We start from the raw sequence: 18204 nt of genomic DNA, 5'->3' as shown, positions 1-18204 counted from the left end.
TGGAAGGGATGCAAGGATTTTTTTGAAAAGTTATGATTTGAGTGCTGGTATTATAATGAATGTTGTTTTGTATCAGTTGAGAGCTAGATGTCGAAGAGTTCCGCCATGCGCTTATTCATAATGTCTTCAACAACGGAAAGGATCGTGGATGTTGTAGCAATTTGTGTGTCTGAAAATTCATCCAGTTGATTCAAAAGATCGTTGAGGTGGCGTTCGTGAAATTCTTCATGAATTTTGAAGGCTTCCCAACCTGAATCAGTAAGGAAAGCAAGTGTTTCTTTTTTGTTGTTTGTTGCTGATCGCTTCTCTATCAAACCTTTTTTCATTAGTTTTCCAACCATCTGGGAAGCTGCACTTCTGGTGATCCCCATAAGCTGTCCCAGTGTGTTAATATTTACCCCTTTATTATTACCGATTGTTTGAATTGAGTGAACTTCGGACGGACTCAGCAGAAGGGTCTCACCGACAGGAATGGGAAGTTTTTCGATACGCATGTGTTTGTTAATGATGCGTTTCAGTCTACGGGTCATGTGTCGAACGGTTTCTTCTTTGGTATTCATGTTTTTATTTGTAAAGTTTCTTTACATTCTGGTCAAATGAATTCTTGTTAAAGTTAATTGTTGTTAGCGTGTAAAGTAATTCAATTCAATTAATATTGTTTAGAAGCTTTACAAAAGTTTTAGCCGGAGGTTATGCTTCTTTTAATCTAAAAAGGAGAAAATATGACTACTGAAAATTTACGCACAATATGGGATCGGAAAGCAGAAGATCACGCCGCCGGGAGAGAATGCAGATCGCAAAAACGAAGCTCTCAATTGTATCACGATAGTTGGTGGAGCTACATTCAGCCACTATTGTCTCATATCCCAAATGGCAGGATACTGGAGGCTGGGTGTGGTACAGGACGATGGGCTGAACATTTAGTTCCCATGGGATTTGATATGGTTCTTTCGGACTTCTCTCCAAATATGCTTGTAAAAGCTCAGGATTATGCTGAGAAAAAAGGGTTTATTAAGGGAGTAAGTTTTGAGGAACTTGATGTCTGCGACTTGCACACGCTTAAAAGTGAAAGCTTTGACATGGTTATTTCGACAGGAGAACCAATAAGCTTGTGTTCCGACCCGCAGAAGGCGATCAGTGAATACTGCCGAGTGGTCCGTCCGGGCGGCTATGTATTGTGTGATGCTGGGAACAGATACCGCAGAGCCTATGACAATTTTCGTGCATCACCATCTGAACAGGTTCTTCAAATCCTTGAAACAGGTGTGTGTGTTATGGACAACGGAATGAAGCTTCATCTTCTTGGTCCCGGTGAATTGACGGCCATTTTTGAGGATCAAAATATGGAATTATGTACACTGGCCGGAATAACTCCGATGTTATGTTTTCCCCCGGATCCAAAGCTAGAGAAGGGTATGGAAAACGATGCAACGTATCAGGCAATGATTACCATGGGACAAAAATATGCTGAGCATCCAGAGATGATTGCGTTAAGCAGCAGATTGATCGCAGTAGCTCGGAAACCGTAAGACTGTAGCGAGTATTTACTGTTATTGCGAGATTTGTTTCGTTAATTCTTATCTTTTTGCACGATTAAATTGATTAATACTCTTAAATGTTTGAATAAAAATCGGTATGCTCTTTGCAAAATGCTTGATGGTCATAATTCAGCAAAAAAGCGGAGGGTCATTATGAGTATTAAGGGGAAACTGTTATTGGTTTTTATTTGTATTTTATTAGGATTGTTCAGCATTTTTGGAGTGAATTTTTACGGCGGGATATTGATTGAGCAAACTAGAAAAATAGAATTACTCGCTAATCAAGGCACGGCTGACTTGCTTCAGGCTAGAAGGCAGGAGAAAAATTTTATTTTGCGTCGGGAAGAGTCATATGTGGAAAAAACTAAAAAGTATTCACAACGTGCTGGAGAAACCCTTCAAAAAATAGCTTTAATGCAACCAGAAATGGCTAAGAGATGCAGCGATGCAATGCAGCTTTTAACTAAATATGAAACTGCAATGTCTAAAGTTGTTGATTTATATAAGCAGATAGGCTTGACGATGAATGATGGGTTGAGATGGCAGTTTATTTTAAATGCGCGAAACATGGAAAAGGTTTTTAAGGAAAATGAACAGGATTCTGAATTCGTAGTGCTTTTGTTGCAAATGCGGCGCCACGAAAAAAATTATATTATTCGAAGTGATGATAAATATTTGAAACGTGTTGATAACATTGCGTTGAAGCTTCGTGATCTTGTTAACGAACACTACCTCGGCGAGAAAGGAAAGATTCAGCTTAAAGCGCTAGATGGATATTTAAATACATTTGATGAATACGCAAAGTCAAATAAAGCTGTAGCTGAACAAACAGCAGATCTAATTAAAGCAGCTCGTGCGCTTGAACCAGTCTATGCCGGTATTGCAGCTGAGAGTGCAGCTCAGTCGCAGCATGACGCAATGTTTACTAAATATTTAGTAATTGGAATTGAAGTCTTTGCCGGACTGACAATTCTCGGTTTGTTGTTATGGGTAATGTTTTCTGTAACCGAACCTCTTAAGCGTTTAAATGCTTTTGCTAAAGGTGTTGCAGCAGGGAATTTAGATGAAGAGCCTAAAGGAAACTTTTGTGCAGAGTTGAATGAATTACGAAAAGTAATGGTAGGTATGGTTTCTAATCTTAAATCGCTTATTAATGAAGCTAAAGAGATGGAGAGTGGAGCGATCCTTCAGGCAAAGGCCGCCGAAGTCTCTCGGGATGAAGCTCTAGAACAGCAAAAGTATGTTCAGTCTCTTGTAGAGAAGATGGGAGAAGCAGCTGTTAAAGCTGATGGTGTAGTTAGTGAGCTGATAAATGCTTCTCAAGAATTACAGTCCCGAACAGAAATTATTGCTACGGGAGCGGGTGTTCAGCAGGAACGGATGGCTGAATCTGCAACTGCCATGGAACAAATGAATTCTACTGTTCTTGAGGTTGCTCGCAATGCAGGCGATTCATCAAAGGCAGCTTGTGAGGCTAAAGAAGAAGCTGGAGATGGGATCATTGTGGTGCAACGCGCTGAGCAATCAATGTTAAAGGTTGCTGAAAATGTTTCTATTTTGGAAGAGGATATGTCCAAGCTGGGATCGGATACGGATTCTATCGGACATGTTATCGGGGTTATTAATGAAATTGCGGATCAGACTAATTTACTGGCTTTGAACGCTGCAATTGAGGCAGCCCGCGCCGGAGATGCTGGTAAGGGGTTTGCTGTAGTCGCCGACGAAGTTCGAAAACTTGCTGAGAAGACGATGCAAGCCACCAAAGAGGTTGAAGCTCGTATTGTAACTATTCAAGATGCATCGCTTCGAAATGTTAATGGAGTTAAGCAAACGTTGACTTTTGTTGATTCAGCTAATCAGGAAGTAGCTAATTCCGTGAACGTTTTCCAAAAAATTCAAGCTCATTCGGATGATGTTGCAGTACGTATAGAAGGGATTGCGGCATCGACACAGCAGCAGTCAATAGCCTCAGAGCAAATCATTAGTGCGGTTATTGAGGTTACTCAGCTTGCATCCAATTCAGCTACAGCTGTAAATGAATCAGCACAGGCTATTTCCGGGTTGACTGTTTTAGCTGAGAAATTGTCTGTGATAATTGGTGACCTTCGCAGTGAAGGAAATGAAGCCTCTTTAGGTTAGTGAAAAAATAGTAATCATGCATAACTTACTTTCATTATGCCAAATCGTGCCATTGTTTATTTTGCGACATTTCACATGGTTTTATTTAGAACTAATACACTGTAATTAAAGGTGAAAATTTACTAATTATGGTGTTTGTGAAAACTGGCACATGTGGCATAGCCTATGCAATATAAACCGTAATTCCCTAAGGGAAGCATAATAAACGATTAGGAGGAATTATAATGGAACTCACTTTTTCCACTCATGGCCGGTCTTGTGATCTTGCTTTACATCCAGTGTCAGAGAAAACTGTCCGGACAATTAACCAGTACGGATCTGATGTCTATTCTATGAAGCCTATGGATTGGTGGCGCAAGGGCAATACCACCACATGGGGAATGCGTATCGATAATGAATGTGTCATTCAGGTTTCTCTGGACGACAAAAAGTGTGAATTTGACCGGAATTTAATTACTGCTACTCCCGTAAAGATCAGGCGCAGAATGTACTTGGACAGCAAGGCTAAGTATCTGTGCGTTCTCGGATATGATAATGAAATGTGCAAGTTCTCATGGAAGTGGGATAATATAGAAGAATTCGATCCAAGTAAGTTTGAATTTATGGTGCATCAATGGGATCGGATTATGGGCGAAGATAATTATTTTATTCTTGACGAAGTCAGATACGATGGACAGTTCGCCAACAAGCACGACTGGTGTGAAGCTTCAGGTTTTACGCTTGTCCCGCCAAAGGTGATAGATCTGGAAGAGGTTAGACAGGAGCTTTCGCAAGGGTCATTAGAACATAAGGGAGAACCTTTTCCTTCTCCTAAGGTTTTAGCCGGCACAGTTTAAAATATATAAGATTGCTTTTTTCCAATAAAGAAATCCCGTGCGGCACCGTGCGGGATTTCTTTATTTATTTAACTGAGACTACATATCTGGTTGACGGACCCCGACCTTGTTTCGTGAGCATTTCACGTTTAACAAAATCTTGCAGGTCATATATAGCAGTACGCGTTGGAAGACGTCCTCCAACCATTTCTTGATATTCTTTGCGGGTAACTGTCTTTTTAGTTTTAATCGTAGGCCATGCTGCGTTTTGCCTTTCATTCAAAGGTGATAGTTCTTCTATGGTTTCAATCTGTTTATGTTTATCGTCGTTTTTATTTTCAGAAGTTTTTTCTTCTACTGGACTATGAGCATTTTCGTTTTCTGAAAAAGAGGTCGCGTCAACGTCGGAAGGTGGTACTTTTGATTCGATTTCACCCTCAAGCCGTATTTCCTCTGGCTGGATAATCTTGCCTTCAGCCATGACTGTGGCTCTTGTTATACAATTGACAAGTTCGCGAACGTTACCTGACCACTGGTAGGAGACCAGCTTACTAAGCGCTCCTTTACTGATACCCATATCTGTCCGCCCGGTGAGCTGCTCAGCTTGTTTGAGATAATAAATGCTCAACAGCGGGATGTTTTCAGGGTGTTCCCGTAGTGCCGGTGTCGCAATTGAGATGACTTTCAGTCGGTAATATAAATCTTCTCTGAAAATCTTTTGTTTAATCAGAGAAGGTATGTCGACGTTGGTTGCGGCAATAATTCTGACATTGAAATCAACTTCCTTATCACTTCCGAGAGGTTTTATTTTTCTTGATGCAATAGCTCTAAGAAGTGATTGCTGAACTTTTGGTGATGCGGATTGGATTTCATCCAGAAATAAAGTTCCTCCGTTCGCTTCATTGAAAGCTCCGCTGCGGTCGGTTTTCGCATCAGAAAATGCTCCTTTGACGTGCCCGAATAATACATCCAGCAAAAGGTTTTCATCAAGCGCTCCACAGTTGATAGCAACAAAAGGCAATTTTTTGCGGTTGCTTTGACTATGGATGGCTTCCGCGACCAGCTGTTTACCGGTTCCAGTTTCTCCGGAAATGAGAACATCAACATCTACTTGAGCGGCTTTTAATATGTCAGATTTCAGACTCGAAATAATCGGACCGTGTCCAATTATTTCAGGTATGAGACTTAGTTCCACGTCCACCAGAGTTTCTAATTCCCGTTTAAGGTCTGCCGGTTCGCGTTTGTTTACATTGAAAATGGCTTCATCTTTGGCTTGCAGCTCAGTAACCTGCTGTTTAACTCGCCTGATAATGTTGTTAATCGAACGTTGAAGCATCTCCACATCAAACCCGCAGTATGGAAGATTAATTTCCTCTAATGTTTCCAGTGAACTCAGTTCGTTCATTCTTGTGGCCAGTCTGAGGACCGGAGTTGTTAGAATTTTTCCGATGCAAAGTATAAGGAATGATATAAGCGCAATTGTGCCGATTGTGACCATAAGCATTACGTCAAAATGCTTATACCCTGCGATGATCGGGATCTGGCTTCTGTCAACAAATACAACTCCGCCGTAAACCATGGGAGGGTTGTCTACAGCTGTTTTGAAGTTAACAGGAGCGTAAGAGAAATAATAAGATTTGACGTTTGAATTGGCTTCATCTGTTTCAGCAATTTCTAGCAAACCGTATTCATTATTTTTAATTTTTTCCAGAGCTTGCCAGTATGTTGCGTAATTTTTATTTGGCCTGAACGCGGAAGCATGTCCCTGTTTGCCTAATGTTCCTTCAAAATTTTCTCTGGCAAGAAAGGTTGTGAGTTCTTTGTCTTTTTCCTGAATCGAAGCCGATTGAAATAGAATCCAGCCTTCAGTGTTTAAAAGGTAGCTGAATCGCAGTTCCTGACTTCTGGGGAATGCCCATAAGGGGGATTGTTCCGAATTATACAGTGAAAGAATATTACGTATCTGTGATGCTTCGACTGAAAGAAATAAAATTCCGGGAGGATTTTCATGGTTTCCGGGAAAATAGGTATAAAAACGAATGACATGGGTACGGACATGAAGGTTTGAAGCATTGGCATCGGGCAGAGGGTAAACTACTTCCATCACCTGTGAAGGCTGAACTTCCCCTTGTTTTAAAGAGTTCATTTTTTTTAGTTCCAACAGGGGATTCGGTTCTATCCGTGATGATTCGGTTAGGCTCATCTCGTTAACTAGCCCATTTCGTTGTACAAGGACGACGGGCTTTCCTCCCGATGCAGGAAGATAGGCAAGTTCGAAATATTTGTTTCCGCCTGCCCGTAAGTGCCTCTCCATCATGTCTCGCAGTGAGTTAGACTGCATATCGCCTTGCGCGAAGAAAAGCAGATCTGTTCTGCAAGTATCCATGTATTGCTCGACTTCGTGAACAATTGCCAAAGTTTGGACTTTGACGGTTCGAGTCAGTGCAATGTTAACGTATTCGTCAGCTACGCGGTAAGACGTATATCCTGTAAAGAGTAGAATTGCTAAAATGGAGGGAAGGAGAGTGAGTAATAACTTGCCTCTGAGTCCCAGTTTTCTAGATATTTTGCTTACGATGTTTCGCAAGCCTTCCTTGTTGGAATTATTATCTGATGAGGATTCAGCCATGCCGTTCTCCTTGGAGACAGATCTTTTTTAATATAGATAGTTCAAAAATTCACTATCTTTTGCGATATGTCCCTTCGCTTTGTATTGTCAATAGGTTTTTGGCATACGCCTTGCTCTAAAAGTATGTCATGTGTGAATTTCAAACATGGTTTTTGCTAGATAATATAATGATTTGTAATGATTGGGTAATGCTAAAAAAAATGTGGCAATTTCGTGCAAAAGGATTTCATGATGAAAAAAAAGTTGTATCGCGGAGTTCATAAACTCCTTCTCGTTTCGATGATTGTTGTTCCCGCTATACCACTTCTTCTGGCGGTGACTATCGGTTATTATTCATATTCAAAAACAACGGAAAAATTGGTTGTAAGTGCTATCCGTCAGTCGGCTATAGATCATAGGGATATAATTTCGGTATTCCTTAAAGAGAGACAGTCGGATTTGCAGGGATATTTGAATTTAATACCTCCTGAGCATTTGAAGCGAGGGTTTGAGCAAGAAGATATTGCTTTGATGTATAAATATGCTGGTGGTGCATTTCAGGATTTAGGCTTGATTGCTCCAGATGGGGTTCAAGTTTCATATGCTGGAGCTTATGAATTGGTTGAAAAGAAATATCTTGATGCTCCATGGTATCAAGGTGCTGTGAAAAAGGGTTATTATGTCAGCGATGTTTATTTAGGATATCGCAATGTTCCGCATTTTGTTGTGGCAGTCATGAGGCGCATAGATGGTAAACCTTGGGTGCTGCGAGGTACTATCAATCCGGATATATTTAGAAAACTTGTTGATGGTGTTAAACTTGGGGATACCGGTGAAGCTTATATTGTAAGTCAGGATGGTAAGTTTCAGACTGCGCGCAGATCCGGTGGAAGACTTCTCGAAAACGATTTGTTTAATTATCCTTTTCAGAAAAAAAATATAATGACGTTCCTTGGAAATGATGATGGTGCTGATTATTTATTTACATCCGCTCTTATGAATGATGGTAAATGGCGGCTTATCGTCCGTCAAAAGAGAGTTGATGCTTTTCGATCAACTAATAATGCTGGATATACAGTTCTTATTATTCTTCTTTGCGGCGGCGCTTTCATTGTTGCTTTGGCGGTTTTTGCCAGTCGCAAAATTTATGAAACACTTGAACGTCAGGCCGGTGATGTCTGTGCTCTTGAAAACCAGCTTATGCGGGCAGTTCGTCTTGCTGAGCTCGGAGAAATGTCGGCTGGCTTTGCTCATGAAATAAATAATCCATTGCAAATAATGAAAAGTGATCTCGCATTGTTGGAGATGGTTCTTGAAGATGTATTTTCAAGCAACTGCGATCCGGTAATACGCGATGAGGTTCAGGATATTGCAGATCAGCTGAAGTTGCAGATTGATCGTTGCGCAGGGATTACTCGTGAAATTCTTCATTTCGGACGAAGCAGTAAGCCGGAGTTGCAGAATATTAATCTCGCAGTTTATTTGCCCGGAGTGGGGGCTATGGTTGAAAAGAAAGCCACTGTTCATGGTATACAAATGAGTTGTGCGATCAGCCCTGAAATTCCTTTAATTGAGGCTGACCCCGGGCAGTTGCAGCAGGTAATGGTTAATCTACTTAATAATGCGATTCATGCCGTTATTGACCGGCATGGTTCTGAAGGTGGAAAAGTCAGTGTTGATGCTGCGCGCGGAGCGGATGGAAGCGCTGTTATTAAAGTAAGCGATAATGGAACAGGCATCAGTCCTGATAATTTGAACAAGGTTTTTGTTCCTTTCTTTTCTACTAAGGCTCCGGGAAAGGGGACAGGCCTCGGTCTGTCAGTGTGCCACACAATAATAACGTCTCTTGGCGGTGACCTAATCGTCGAAAGCGTTAAGAATGAGGGCACAGTTTTTACTATAACTTTACCTGGAATTCACAGTTAGTTTTGAATCATAGAGTTTTTTTAACAGTGCATGCGTTTAAGGTTTATCACTTGTAGCGAATTCTAATATTAATACTTTTAAAAATCCTTTTTGACTCAGCAGAAAATTGCTGGGCAAGAAGGATTTTTTTTTGGGGTAGAATTTCTTTTTTTGCTTGATTGTTTAACCTTTAAATGTGTTTTTGCGAGATTAAAGTTAATTATTTCAGTGTGTTTGGCTTGGCACGCTGGTTGCAAAAGTAAGTGTTAGAAATTCGTAAAAACAAGTTGGGAAAAGGCACGGAGAAGTCACAAGCAACCAGATTAAGGTGTTTGGCTTCACCTAAAATGAAGTCAGACACAATGCGAGACAGCTATGGAACAGATGAAAATCATGCTTGTAGATGACGAAGAGCGTCTGCTCAGCACAACAAAAAAACTTTTCGAGAAGATGGGGATTGATGTTTTTACATCAACGTCCGGAAAGGATGCTCTCGAACTGCTTAGGACTGAAGACGTACATGTAATCTTTCTCGATATAAAGATGCCTGGAATGGATGGCATGGAAACTTTGCAGCGTATCAAGAAAGATTACCCGCTTATCGAAGTGATCATTCTCACGGGACACGCAACGATGGAGTCCGCAGTGGAAGGTCTGAAGCTGGGTGCGATGGATTTCCTGGTTAAGCCGGTGAGTATGAAGGACATTCTTGGGAAGGTTGAGGAGGCTTTTGAAAAAGTTTCACGCCACAAGAAGAAAATTCTTTCCGCCCGGATGGCTGATGTCGTCGAAGGTAGAAAGTAAAAATTGATAGAACTTCAAGGAGGTTGATAATGAGTAAGATTAAGGTCCTCATGGTCGACGATGAGGAACGCTTCCGTAACACGACAGCTAAGATACTGTCCCGCAAAGGATTTGAAACAGTCCTGGCGGAGAGTGGTGAAGAAGCACTGGAAAAACTGGGGGAAAATCCGGATGTAGTTATTCTGGATGTGAAGATGAGCGGAATGGACGGACATGAAACATTGGCACGGATTAAGGCTCTTAAGCCTGATCTTCCAATAATTATGCTTACAGGTCACGGTGATCTGTCCGGTGCCATGAAAGCTCATAAAACAGGCGCGTTCGATTTTCTTGCCAAGCCATGTGATATCGATCTTTTGGCTGATAAAATTCATGACGCTCATGCTTCTGTTTCCAAAAAGCCTTATCAGGAGAAGCTGGCAGAGCAAATAATGATTCCTCTGGATGACTATACCCTGATTCCGGATAACAGCACCGTGCGTGATGCCATCGCAGCACTGAAAAAGGCCATGAGTGAATTTGTGGCTACAAATAAGTTGATGGACACAGGGCATCGTTCGGTTGTGGTCACTAATCCCAACGGCAGCGTTGCAGGCATACTTAATCCCTTAAACCTTATCAATGAAATCAGGCCCGCTTATCTGACAGCTCCTAAACCTTCTACGGCGGACAGTCTGCAGTATTCAGCCATGTTCTGGCAGGGGCTTTTCACTTCCCGCGTTAAAGAAATCATGAATAAACCTGTGCGTGAACTGATGTCTGCGACTCTTCCGACAATCAGTTTTGACGCAAACCTAATGGATGTTGCCAACAATATGGTGACAATGCCTGCACGGCGCATGGTTGTTCAGAAGGAAGGCAGGGATATAGGCATCGTCCGGGAGCAGGAACTCTTCTATGAGATCGCCCGGATAATCTCATCGAGTTAATTATACTGAAGTAAAGCGATAGAGGTGAAATATGGCACAAGCAGAAAAAGCGGCGACAGGTTACGATAAGTTCGTCAACTGGAAGTTGCTGATAATCCCAGTAGTAATCTTTACGGTGATCCTTCTTTTTCCCGCAACACAGGGAATGAAAAAGGTGGGAATGCAGTATTCCGTTGGCCCGAAGGTTGTAACTAATTATATTAGTGAACAACTTTTTAACTCCAAAGGTTCTGAAGTTGAGCAGTGGCAGATTTTGACTGCTCAGATGATGGAACAAAACATGCGCATGGGAGCTTTATCCAAGACTCGTTTCATGAAGCGTAATGCTAAGTGGCTGAAGAAGTACAAGATTAAAGCTGATCCAGCCAATTTGGAAAAGGCTCTTGCTTACGTGGATACCAATCTTTCAGACGCCGCTTATATAACGGTAATGAAGAAAGCGTTTGATCTTCGAAACAAGAATCTTTCGTATGAGGATTTATCCTCCTCAGAAAAGAAGAGTGCTGATAAAGGAGCGTGGAAAATCAAGGTTTCCATCGCTATGGTTGTCTTTGTTGTCTTCTGCTTCATGACGGAATGTATGCCGCTTCCCGGTGTAGCATTTTGTATCGGCTTAATTCTTGTCTTTACCGGAGTCGTCTCACGAAGTGAGGTTGCAAGTCTTTACTGGTCTGACGCCTGTTGGTTTATCATGGGTTCGCTGATGTTCGCGGCCGCTTTCGTTAAGACGGGAGTGGATAAGAGAATGTGTCTGCTCATGTTTAAAAAACTGGCAGTTCCTAATGTGCGCTGGATTACGTTGATATTCTTCCTTGTAATCAGTCCACTTGCCGCGTTTATTTCAGACCATGCACTGGCAGCAATGTTCCTGCCAATCGGTATGTTGCTTTATCAGAATAGTCTTACTGACGAGATTCCTGAAGATAAGGAACTTGCCAAGATGCTGATGATTGCGATTGCTATGGCCTGTAATATTGGTGGCCCTGGTGCTCCTTCCGGTGGTGCACGAAACGTTATTATGATGACTTATTTGTCAGACATGTTCGGCATGGACATTGGTTATGCCCAGTGGATCATGTATTGTATGCCGTTTGTTATTGTTATGATTCCGTTCACATGGATTGTGACCAATACCGTGTTTAAGCCGAGGATTACTTCTCTTGCTCCAGCTATGCGTCATCTTGAAGGTGAAATAGCAAAGATGGGTAAGTGGGACAGGAATCAGATCTGGGCCATGATCATCTTTGTTTTCATGGTCTTTGGTTGGTTTACTGAGAAGGCATTCTTCAACATGGGAATCTATCCTATCCGTCTGGGTATCGGTGTAATAGCCGTTGCCGGAGCTGTGGCCTATCTGTTGACCGGTGTTGTTAACTGGCGCGATTATCAGGAGAAGGTCGACTGGGGTGTAGTCTGGCTCTACGCTGGTGCAATCATCTTTGGTCGTACATTGGATAAGACCGGTGCTGCATATTGGTTAGCTCAGTCTGTTATTGATACTCTTGCTCCGCTTGGTATGGATAAGGGTATTCCACTCATGTTGACCTCGAATGGTTTGACAGCTGTGCTGACAAACTTAATGGCTGACGGTCCGGCCGCGGCCGCAGTTGGTCCTATCACTTTGAATATGGCTAGTATTGTCCATCCGGGAACAACGTTCCTGCCGTTTATGGCAATGGCTACAGCTATTTCATCTTCCTTTGCATACTGTCTTATTATCGGAACTCCCCCTAACGCAATTGTATACGCCTCAGGATATCTTGAGCCTAAGGATTACCTTAGAGTCGGGGTGCCTATGTGGTTTATCGCCAACATTATGATTGTCCTTCTCACATCATTATACTGGTGTGGAATTGGATTCGGTAGCTTACCGGGATTTTAAAAAACGATAATCAGGTTTATATACCCCGGCGGTTTCCCCTTTAAGGGGGCCGCCGGGCCAGGAGGGTAACATTATGAAAAGCAATGAAAAAAAAGAACAGCTCTTTGTTTATGAAAACGGCTCCACATATTTTTCAAAGCAAACCGAGCGGAGATTTCTTTTTGTTTTCACGCTTGTCATGCTCGTTTGGGGCATGGTTGAAGGTTTAAATCGATTAATAGGCTAGGAGGAAGGTTATGGAAGCTTCATGCACGCAGGCTGAAAAGATGGGAATCAGGGAGTACATGGATACTCTTTTCGCGATTATGCGTTCCCCTGCTAAATATTTTGAAAGTGTTGCAGACGAGAGTGGGTCTAGGCGGGCACTATTCTTTTTAATGATTTCGGGAATTTTTTATTGCTCGGTAAGCATGACATATTTTTTTGAAAATTCCCTCACCATGGGCGTTATTATGATGATTAACGCCGTTTTTATGCCTGCGCTCGGAGCTGCTTTCTCCTTTTGTATGATCAGTATGTCGACCCGGAGCAGAGTGCCATACGGTAAGGTTTTTAATGTCTATGCTTACGCCGGTGGAGCTCTCATGGTCATCTCATGGATTCCCGGTCTTGCAATGGTCTTGGAGCCTGTTCGCGCCGTGCTTGTAGGAATCGGTCTGGTAAAAGCTTGCGGTTTAGGAAAGATGCAGGCGGCTTTTTTAGTTATAATAACTGGTGTTTTACTATTAATATTTTTTTGGACAGCCGCTCCGTTGGTTTTGGAATTGCGGTCAATGTTCGGGTAGAGGTTAAGCCATAACAATTTTTATCTGCCCACAACATGACCCTGCTCTCACTCCCTCACCCGACAGGACCGGGGGCATAGAGTCCCCGGTCCCACTGGTAAGAAACTTTTTGAGGAGTATCAGGACATGAAGAAAATCAGGTTGCTGTTGGTAGATGATGAAAACGATTTCCTTAACGCTTATGTGCGAAGGCTGGTTCGTCGTAATGTTGAAGTCAGTGTGGCGTGTCGCGGTCGGGACGCTGTCGAAGCTGTAAAAGCTACAGACTTTGATGTTGTAGTTTTAGACGTAATGATGCCCGGTATGAACGGCATTGAGACACTTCGGCAGATTAAGGCGGTTTCTCCTGCTCTTCCTGTAATCATTTTAACGGGGCATGCGAAATCTGAAGCTCTTGTCGAGGGAATGGAATGCGGGGCTTTTGACTTTTTGCTGAAGCCGGTCGGAACCGAAGATTTATACTACAAAATGTTAGATGCGATTCGGTCCCGGACTCTCGATTTAGTTTGACCAGCCGGAGAGATAATTATGCGTTCCATCTTTGAGATTATATCAAGAGTTGTACGAAATCCTTCAACTGCGAAGGATGACGGATCAAGGCAGTTTATCGCGCGTTGCGAAAATTTCAGATTACTACTTGCCGCGAACAATAAAGCTTTGGAAATTATGGCGGAGATGAGCGAAGAAGCTCGTTTAAATTCTCTTTTCGGAATGTCACACGTGAGATCTCAAAGCCTTAAAGTCTCGGCAAATGTTCGTCAGATGATAGAGCGTTTATGTCGTATGAATCCCGGAAAATATGATGCTTTAAAAGATGTTTTTAATACTATTGTTATGGAGATGGAAAAAGCTTCGGACAGCCGCGCTGAGCAGTGTCGAGGACCGTTGATTTTAACTATGGATGAAATTTGTGCAGATTCAATTTCCGAAACAGGATCTAAAATGGCTATGCTTGGAGAAATTCGTTCTGAGCTGGGTCTTAAAGTTCCTGAAGGGTTTTCCATAACAGCTTCAGCCTTTATGTTTTTTATGGAAAATTCCGGTCTGGATGATGAGATCAACCGGTTGATTCAGATAACCGACGGTAATGATTTAAATGAGCTTCAAACTCTGGAAGCAAGCATAAAACATGCAATAGATTTAGCCGCTATGCCGATTGAACTTGAAGATTTTATCGAAGGGGCTTGCGCAGAACTTTTGGAAGGCAGACATGATTTACGGTTGGCAATACGCAGCAGTGCTTTAGGAGAAGATTCCGGAGAGGCCAGTTTTGCGGGTCAATTCCTTTCTGTTTTGGGTGTTTCTCCCGAAAACATAACAGATTCTTACCGGGCTGTAGTTGCAAGCATGTATTCTGCTACCGCCATGACTTACCTGCTCAATCAGGGTCTTCGTGAAGATGAGCTTGTCATGTGTGTAGGATGTCTTGAAATGATTGAATCCGTGGCGGGCGGAGTCATATATACTCGTGATCCTATTGGAAAACACAAGAATGCTCTGATAATAAGCGGAGTGCCGGGTCACCCCAGTTCGATTGTTGACGGCAGTGCACTTGCGGATACGTGGGTTATGGATCGTGCGGATCGTACGCTTCGTGATGTTTTTATCGCCGACAAAGAGTGGCAATGTCTAAGCTCGTCAAATGGTGAAATTAATAGAGTTAAAATGTCTGAAAACAGACGCGGTGTTCCTTCAATTCCTTATTCTGTAATTATTGAACTTGCTGAAATTGCGCTCAGGATTGAAAAGCATTTCAATTGTCCGCAGGATATTGAATGGGTTAAATCTTCTGACGGTCAGATTTATATATTGCAATGTCGTCCCTTGTCTGTCGCTGAGTCGCAGAGCAATGGCGATTCAATTCCTAAAAAAGATGAACATGAATCGCTCGCTATTTTGAGCAATTGTATTCCAGCCAGTCACGGCTTTGCCTGCGGTGAAGTCGTTATGGTCGAAACAGATGATGACATGTTTAATTTTCCCGACGGCGCAATTTTACTTACTCATAATGCTAAACCTCGTCTTGCTGCTTTGTTGCCGAGGGCCGGAGCTCTGATCTCAGAGCATGGCAGCGCGACCGGACATCTAGCGAATGTTGCCAGAGAATTTGGAATTCCTGCTTTTATTGGAATTACGGGAGCTGTGGAAAAGTTATCAGGAGTCGGCGTTGTCAGTGTTAATACTGCAACGGGCAGGATTTATCGCGGGTTTCTGAGTGGTCAAAATTATACTCGGGATAATCTTACGGTTCTGCCTCAGAATAATCCTGTAATAACAGCTTTACGAAATACTCTGCCTTTTATTGTTCCGCTTTCGTTGACGGACCCGGATTCTTCTGAATTTACACCGTCTAATTGTGCATCGCTGCATGATATTACCAGATTTTGTCATGAAAAGGCTGTGGCGGAAATGTTCCGTGAAAATGCTATGTGCGCAGCAAATGCCAAGAGATTGAAGGGAGAACGTTTACTTCAGTACTGGCTGATCGATCTCGGGGGCGGAACCTCTTCTTCGGTTGATGATAAATATGTAAGTCTTTCCGATATCAATTCAAATGCTATGAAATCGTTATGGATCGGTATGACGCAAATTCCGTGGGACGGACCGCCTCCGGTTCAGGCCGCCGGTTTAATGTCTGTCATTTCTGAAGCGGCATGTAATCCGGCACTGGCTCCGGGAATGTCTAATAATATGGGTGACCGTAACTATTTCATAGTGTCCAGAAATTATTGCAACCTTCAATCCCGCTTCGGTTTCCATTTTTGCACTGTGGAAGGATATGCGGGTGATGACCCTGATGAAAATTATGCGTTTTTCCAATTTTCCGGAGGGGGAGCGGACAAGTCGCGCCGCATGATTCGTTCTTGGTTAATTGCCGGAATTCTCGAAAAACAGGGATTTATTGTTGATGTAAAGGAAGATTCGCTTTTTGCCAGAATTGAAGGTGTTGCGGCGGAAGCCGTTGAGCAGGCACTTGCCGTTGCCGGATATTTGCTGGTTCATACCAGACAAATTGACATGGTTATGTCGGATTCTAATGCCTATCGAAACTATCAGGTTAAATTCGCGCAGGACATAGAAGCTGTCTTATCAAGTTATAGTATCCAATCTTCCGAGCAGGGGAGGTCCTTATGACAAGTACTTCCTACACGAAGCTGAGATGGAAGCTGATTGCAATAACCTTATGTTTTTCTCTCATACCGCTTTTTGCATTGGGGTATGTTATTCATGATCAGTTCAGTAAATCTTATGAAGAAAAACTGACCAGTAATTTGGTGCTCGTTGTTAATAGTAAGCGGGATACCATCGACATGTTTTTAAATGAACGGGTGGTGCAATTACAGAATCTTGCCAATACGCACACGCTTGCGCAGATGACTGACCAAACGTACCTGAATTCTCTTTTTGATATAATTCATAATACCTCACGGTCATTTATAGACCTTGGCGTTATCGGGCCGGATGGAAGTCATGAGGCTTATAGCGGCCCTTTTGATCTCAGGGATGTTAATTACAAAGACGAAGCCTGGTTTAATCAGGTCATGCTTAAAGGGGTCTATGTAAGTGATGTTTTCATGGGGTTTAGAAATTTTCCACATTTCATCATTGCAGTGAAAAGGCGAGAGGCAGGTAAAACATGGATATTAAGGGCCACCATTGATTCTGATGTTTTTACTACTCTTGTCAGAAATGTGCGGAGCGGTAAGCTCGGTGATGCCTATCTGGTCAATCGTAACTGGGAACTTCAAACTTCCTCAAGATTCGGCGGCAAGGTTTTATCCAAAGCCACATTGCCTGAATATTCCGGTGGCAGACCTGTGGATATTTGTAAATGGACTGAAAGCGGAACAACTCATGTTGCGGCTATAACCTCTTTGTCACTTACTGACTGGAAGCTTGTGGTGACTGAAAGTCCCGGTGAGGAACTTTCTCCGCTGTTGCGGGTTCAATCCATGGTTTATCTTTTGTTTCTTGTTTGTGCATGTATGATTTTTGTCGGCACGTATCTGACGGTGGCATCTGTGGTCGGGAAATTAAAGGCGGCGAATGATGAAAGAGCTGCGCTGGATGCGACGATCATGCAATCAAGCAAAATGGCTTCGCTCGGCAAGATGGCGGCAGGAGTTGCGCATGAAATTAATAATCCTTTGTCCATCATAAGGGAAAGTGCCGGATGGATTCGCGATCTCATCAACGATGGAGAATTGGACGGATTCGAAGCTTTGGATGATCTCAATGAGGCTGTCAGCGACATTGACCGTCATGTAGAAAGAGCGCGGACAGTGACTCATAGAATGTTGGGTTTTGCCCGTAGAATGGAGCCGGCTCAGGAAGATGTTGATCTTAATATTCTGGCTAAACAGACCGTTGCTTTTCTGGAAAATGAAATCAAGTATCGCAATATTGAAGTCGTTTTTGATCTTGACTCAAACCTTCCATTAATAACTACAGATTCTAATCAGGTACAGCAGATAATTCTTAATTTGCTGGAAAACTCAATTGATGCAGTTGCCGAGAATGGAAGTATCACATTGGAAAGCCGTGTCGAGGGATCTTTCATTGCTATGGGAGTTAAGGATACGGGGACGGGGATATTGCCGGATCAGCTTACAAAAGTTTTTGATCCGTTTTTTACAACAAAATCAGCAGGCGAGGGTACAGGATTGGGCCTATCAATTATATACAGTACATTGAATAAACTGGGTGGTAAAATCACAGTGCAAAGTGAACATGGGCAGGGGGCTGTATTTACTTTTTTTCTACCGCTATCAGGTGTTGTCCACGATAGCTAGGAGGGA

At 42.6% G+C, this 18204-nt stretch carries 14 protein-coding genes; 12 read left to right on the top strand and 2 right to left on the bottom strand.

Annotation, left to right across the window (positions count from 1 at the left end; genetic code table 11):
• Positions 1–83: 83 nt before the first annotated feature.
• Positions 84–560, bottom strand: coding sequence for a MarR family winged helix-turn-helix transcriptional regulator (locus BLT41_RS16450; RefSeq protein ID WP_092163129.1), 477 nt, complete (start codon positions 558–560; stop codon positions 84–86).
• Positions 561–722: 162 nt separating this feature from the next.
• On the opposite strand from BLT41_RS16450, the gene BLT41_RS16445 reads away from it, so the two are divergent.
• From BLT41_RS16445 to BLT41_RS16435, 3 genes are all read left to right on the top strand, one after another.
• Complete coding sequence (locus BLT41_RS16445; RefSeq protein ID WP_092163127.1) at positions 723–1529, top strand: class I SAM-dependent methyltransferase; 807 nt, start codon at positions 723–725, stop codon at positions 1527–1529.
• 162 nt (positions 1530–1691) lie between these two features.
• Positions 1692–3677, top strand: coding sequence for a methyl-accepting chemotaxis protein (locus BLT41_RS16440; RefSeq protein WP_170830400.1), 1986 nt, complete (start codon positions 1692–1694; stop codon positions 3675–3677).
• A 224-nt stretch (positions 3678–3901) separates the two neighbouring features.
• Positions 3902–4513 carry a hypothetical protein gene (locus BLT41_RS16435; RefSeq protein ID WP_092163123.1) on the top strand — a complete coding sequence of 204 codons (612 nt, stop codon included), beginning with the start codon at positions 3902–3904 and terminating at the stop codon, positions 4511–4513.
• Positions 4514–4577: 64 nt separating this feature from the next.
• On the opposite strand, the gene BLT41_RS16430 is transcribed toward BLT41_RS16435, so the two are convergent.
• Complete coding sequence (locus tag BLT41_RS16430; protein WP_092163121.1) at positions 4578–7121, bottom strand: sigma 54-interacting transcriptional regulator; 2544 nt, start codon at positions 7119–7121, stop codon at positions 4578–4580.
• A gap of 231 nt (positions 7122–7352) precedes the next feature.
• Between BLT41_RS16430 and BLT41_RS16425 the strand changes: the two genes are divergently transcribed.
• The 9 genes from BLT41_RS16425 to BLT41_RS16390 all read left to right on the top strand — a co-directional run bounded on the left by BLT41_RS16425 (position 7353) and on the right by BLT41_RS16390 (position 18198).
• Positions 7353–9026 (top strand): sensor histidine kinase, encoded by a 1674-nt coding sequence (locus BLT41_RS16425; protein ID WP_170830399.1) that lies wholly within the window; start codon positions 7353–7355, stop codon positions 9024–9026.
• 354 nt (positions 9027–9380) lie between these two features.
• Positions 9381–9809, top strand: a complete 429-nt coding sequence (locus BLT41_RS16420; RefSeq protein WP_092163117.1) for a response regulator — start codon at positions 9381–9383, stop codon at positions 9807–9809.
• Between the two features lie 29 nt (positions 9810–9838).
• Positions 9839–10738: a CBS domain-containing protein gene (locus BLT41_RS16415; protein WP_092163115.1), complete on the top strand. Its 900-nt coding sequence runs from the start codon at positions 9839–9841 to the stop codon at positions 10736–10738.
• Positions 10739–10769: 31 nt separating this feature from the next.
• Positions 10770–12620, top strand: coding sequence for an SLC13 family permease (locus BLT41_RS16410; protein WP_092163110.1), 1851 nt, complete (start codon positions 10770–10772; stop codon positions 12618–12620).
• Positions 12621–12693: 73 nt separating this feature from the next.
• Positions 12694–12846: a hypothetical protein gene (locus BLT41_RS17525; RefSeq protein ID WP_170830398.1), complete on the top strand. Its 153-nt coding sequence runs from the start codon at positions 12694–12696 to the stop codon at positions 12844–12846.
• 10 nt (positions 12847–12856) lie between these two features.
• Complete coding sequence (locus tag BLT41_RS16405; protein WP_092163108.1) at positions 12857–13405, top strand: YIP1 family protein; 549 nt, start codon at positions 12857–12859, stop codon at positions 13403–13405.
• 126 nt (positions 13406–13531) lie between these two features.
• Positions 13532–13915: a response regulator gene (locus tag BLT41_RS16400; protein WP_170830397.1), complete on the top strand. Its 384-nt coding sequence runs from the start codon at positions 13532–13534 to the stop codon at positions 13913–13915.
• An 18-nt stretch (positions 13916–13933) separates the two neighbouring features.
• Entirely contained in the window at positions 13934–16540 is a 2607-nt protein-coding gene (locus BLT41_RS16395) for a PEP/pyruvate-binding domain-containing protein (RefSeq protein ID WP_092163107.1), read from the top strand.
• A complete protein-coding gene (locus tag BLT41_RS16390; RefSeq protein ID WP_092163106.1) occupies positions 16537–18198 on the top strand; it encodes a sensor histidine kinase in 1662 nt (553 codons plus the stop codon). Before BLT41_RS16395 ends, BLT41_RS16390 begins: the two co-directional genes overlap by 4 nt.
• Positions 18199–18204 lie beyond the last annotated feature (6 nt).

It is taken from the genome of Maridesulfovibrio ferrireducens (assembly GCF_900101105.1).
In the GTDB taxonomy this organism is placed as follows: domain Bacteria; phylum Desulfobacterota; class Desulfovibrionia; order Desulfovibrionales; family Desulfovibrionaceae; genus Maridesulfovibrio; species Maridesulfovibrio ferrireducens.
Note: the sequence above shows the minus strand (reverse complement) of the source record. Positions and strands in the feature narration are given on the sequence as shown.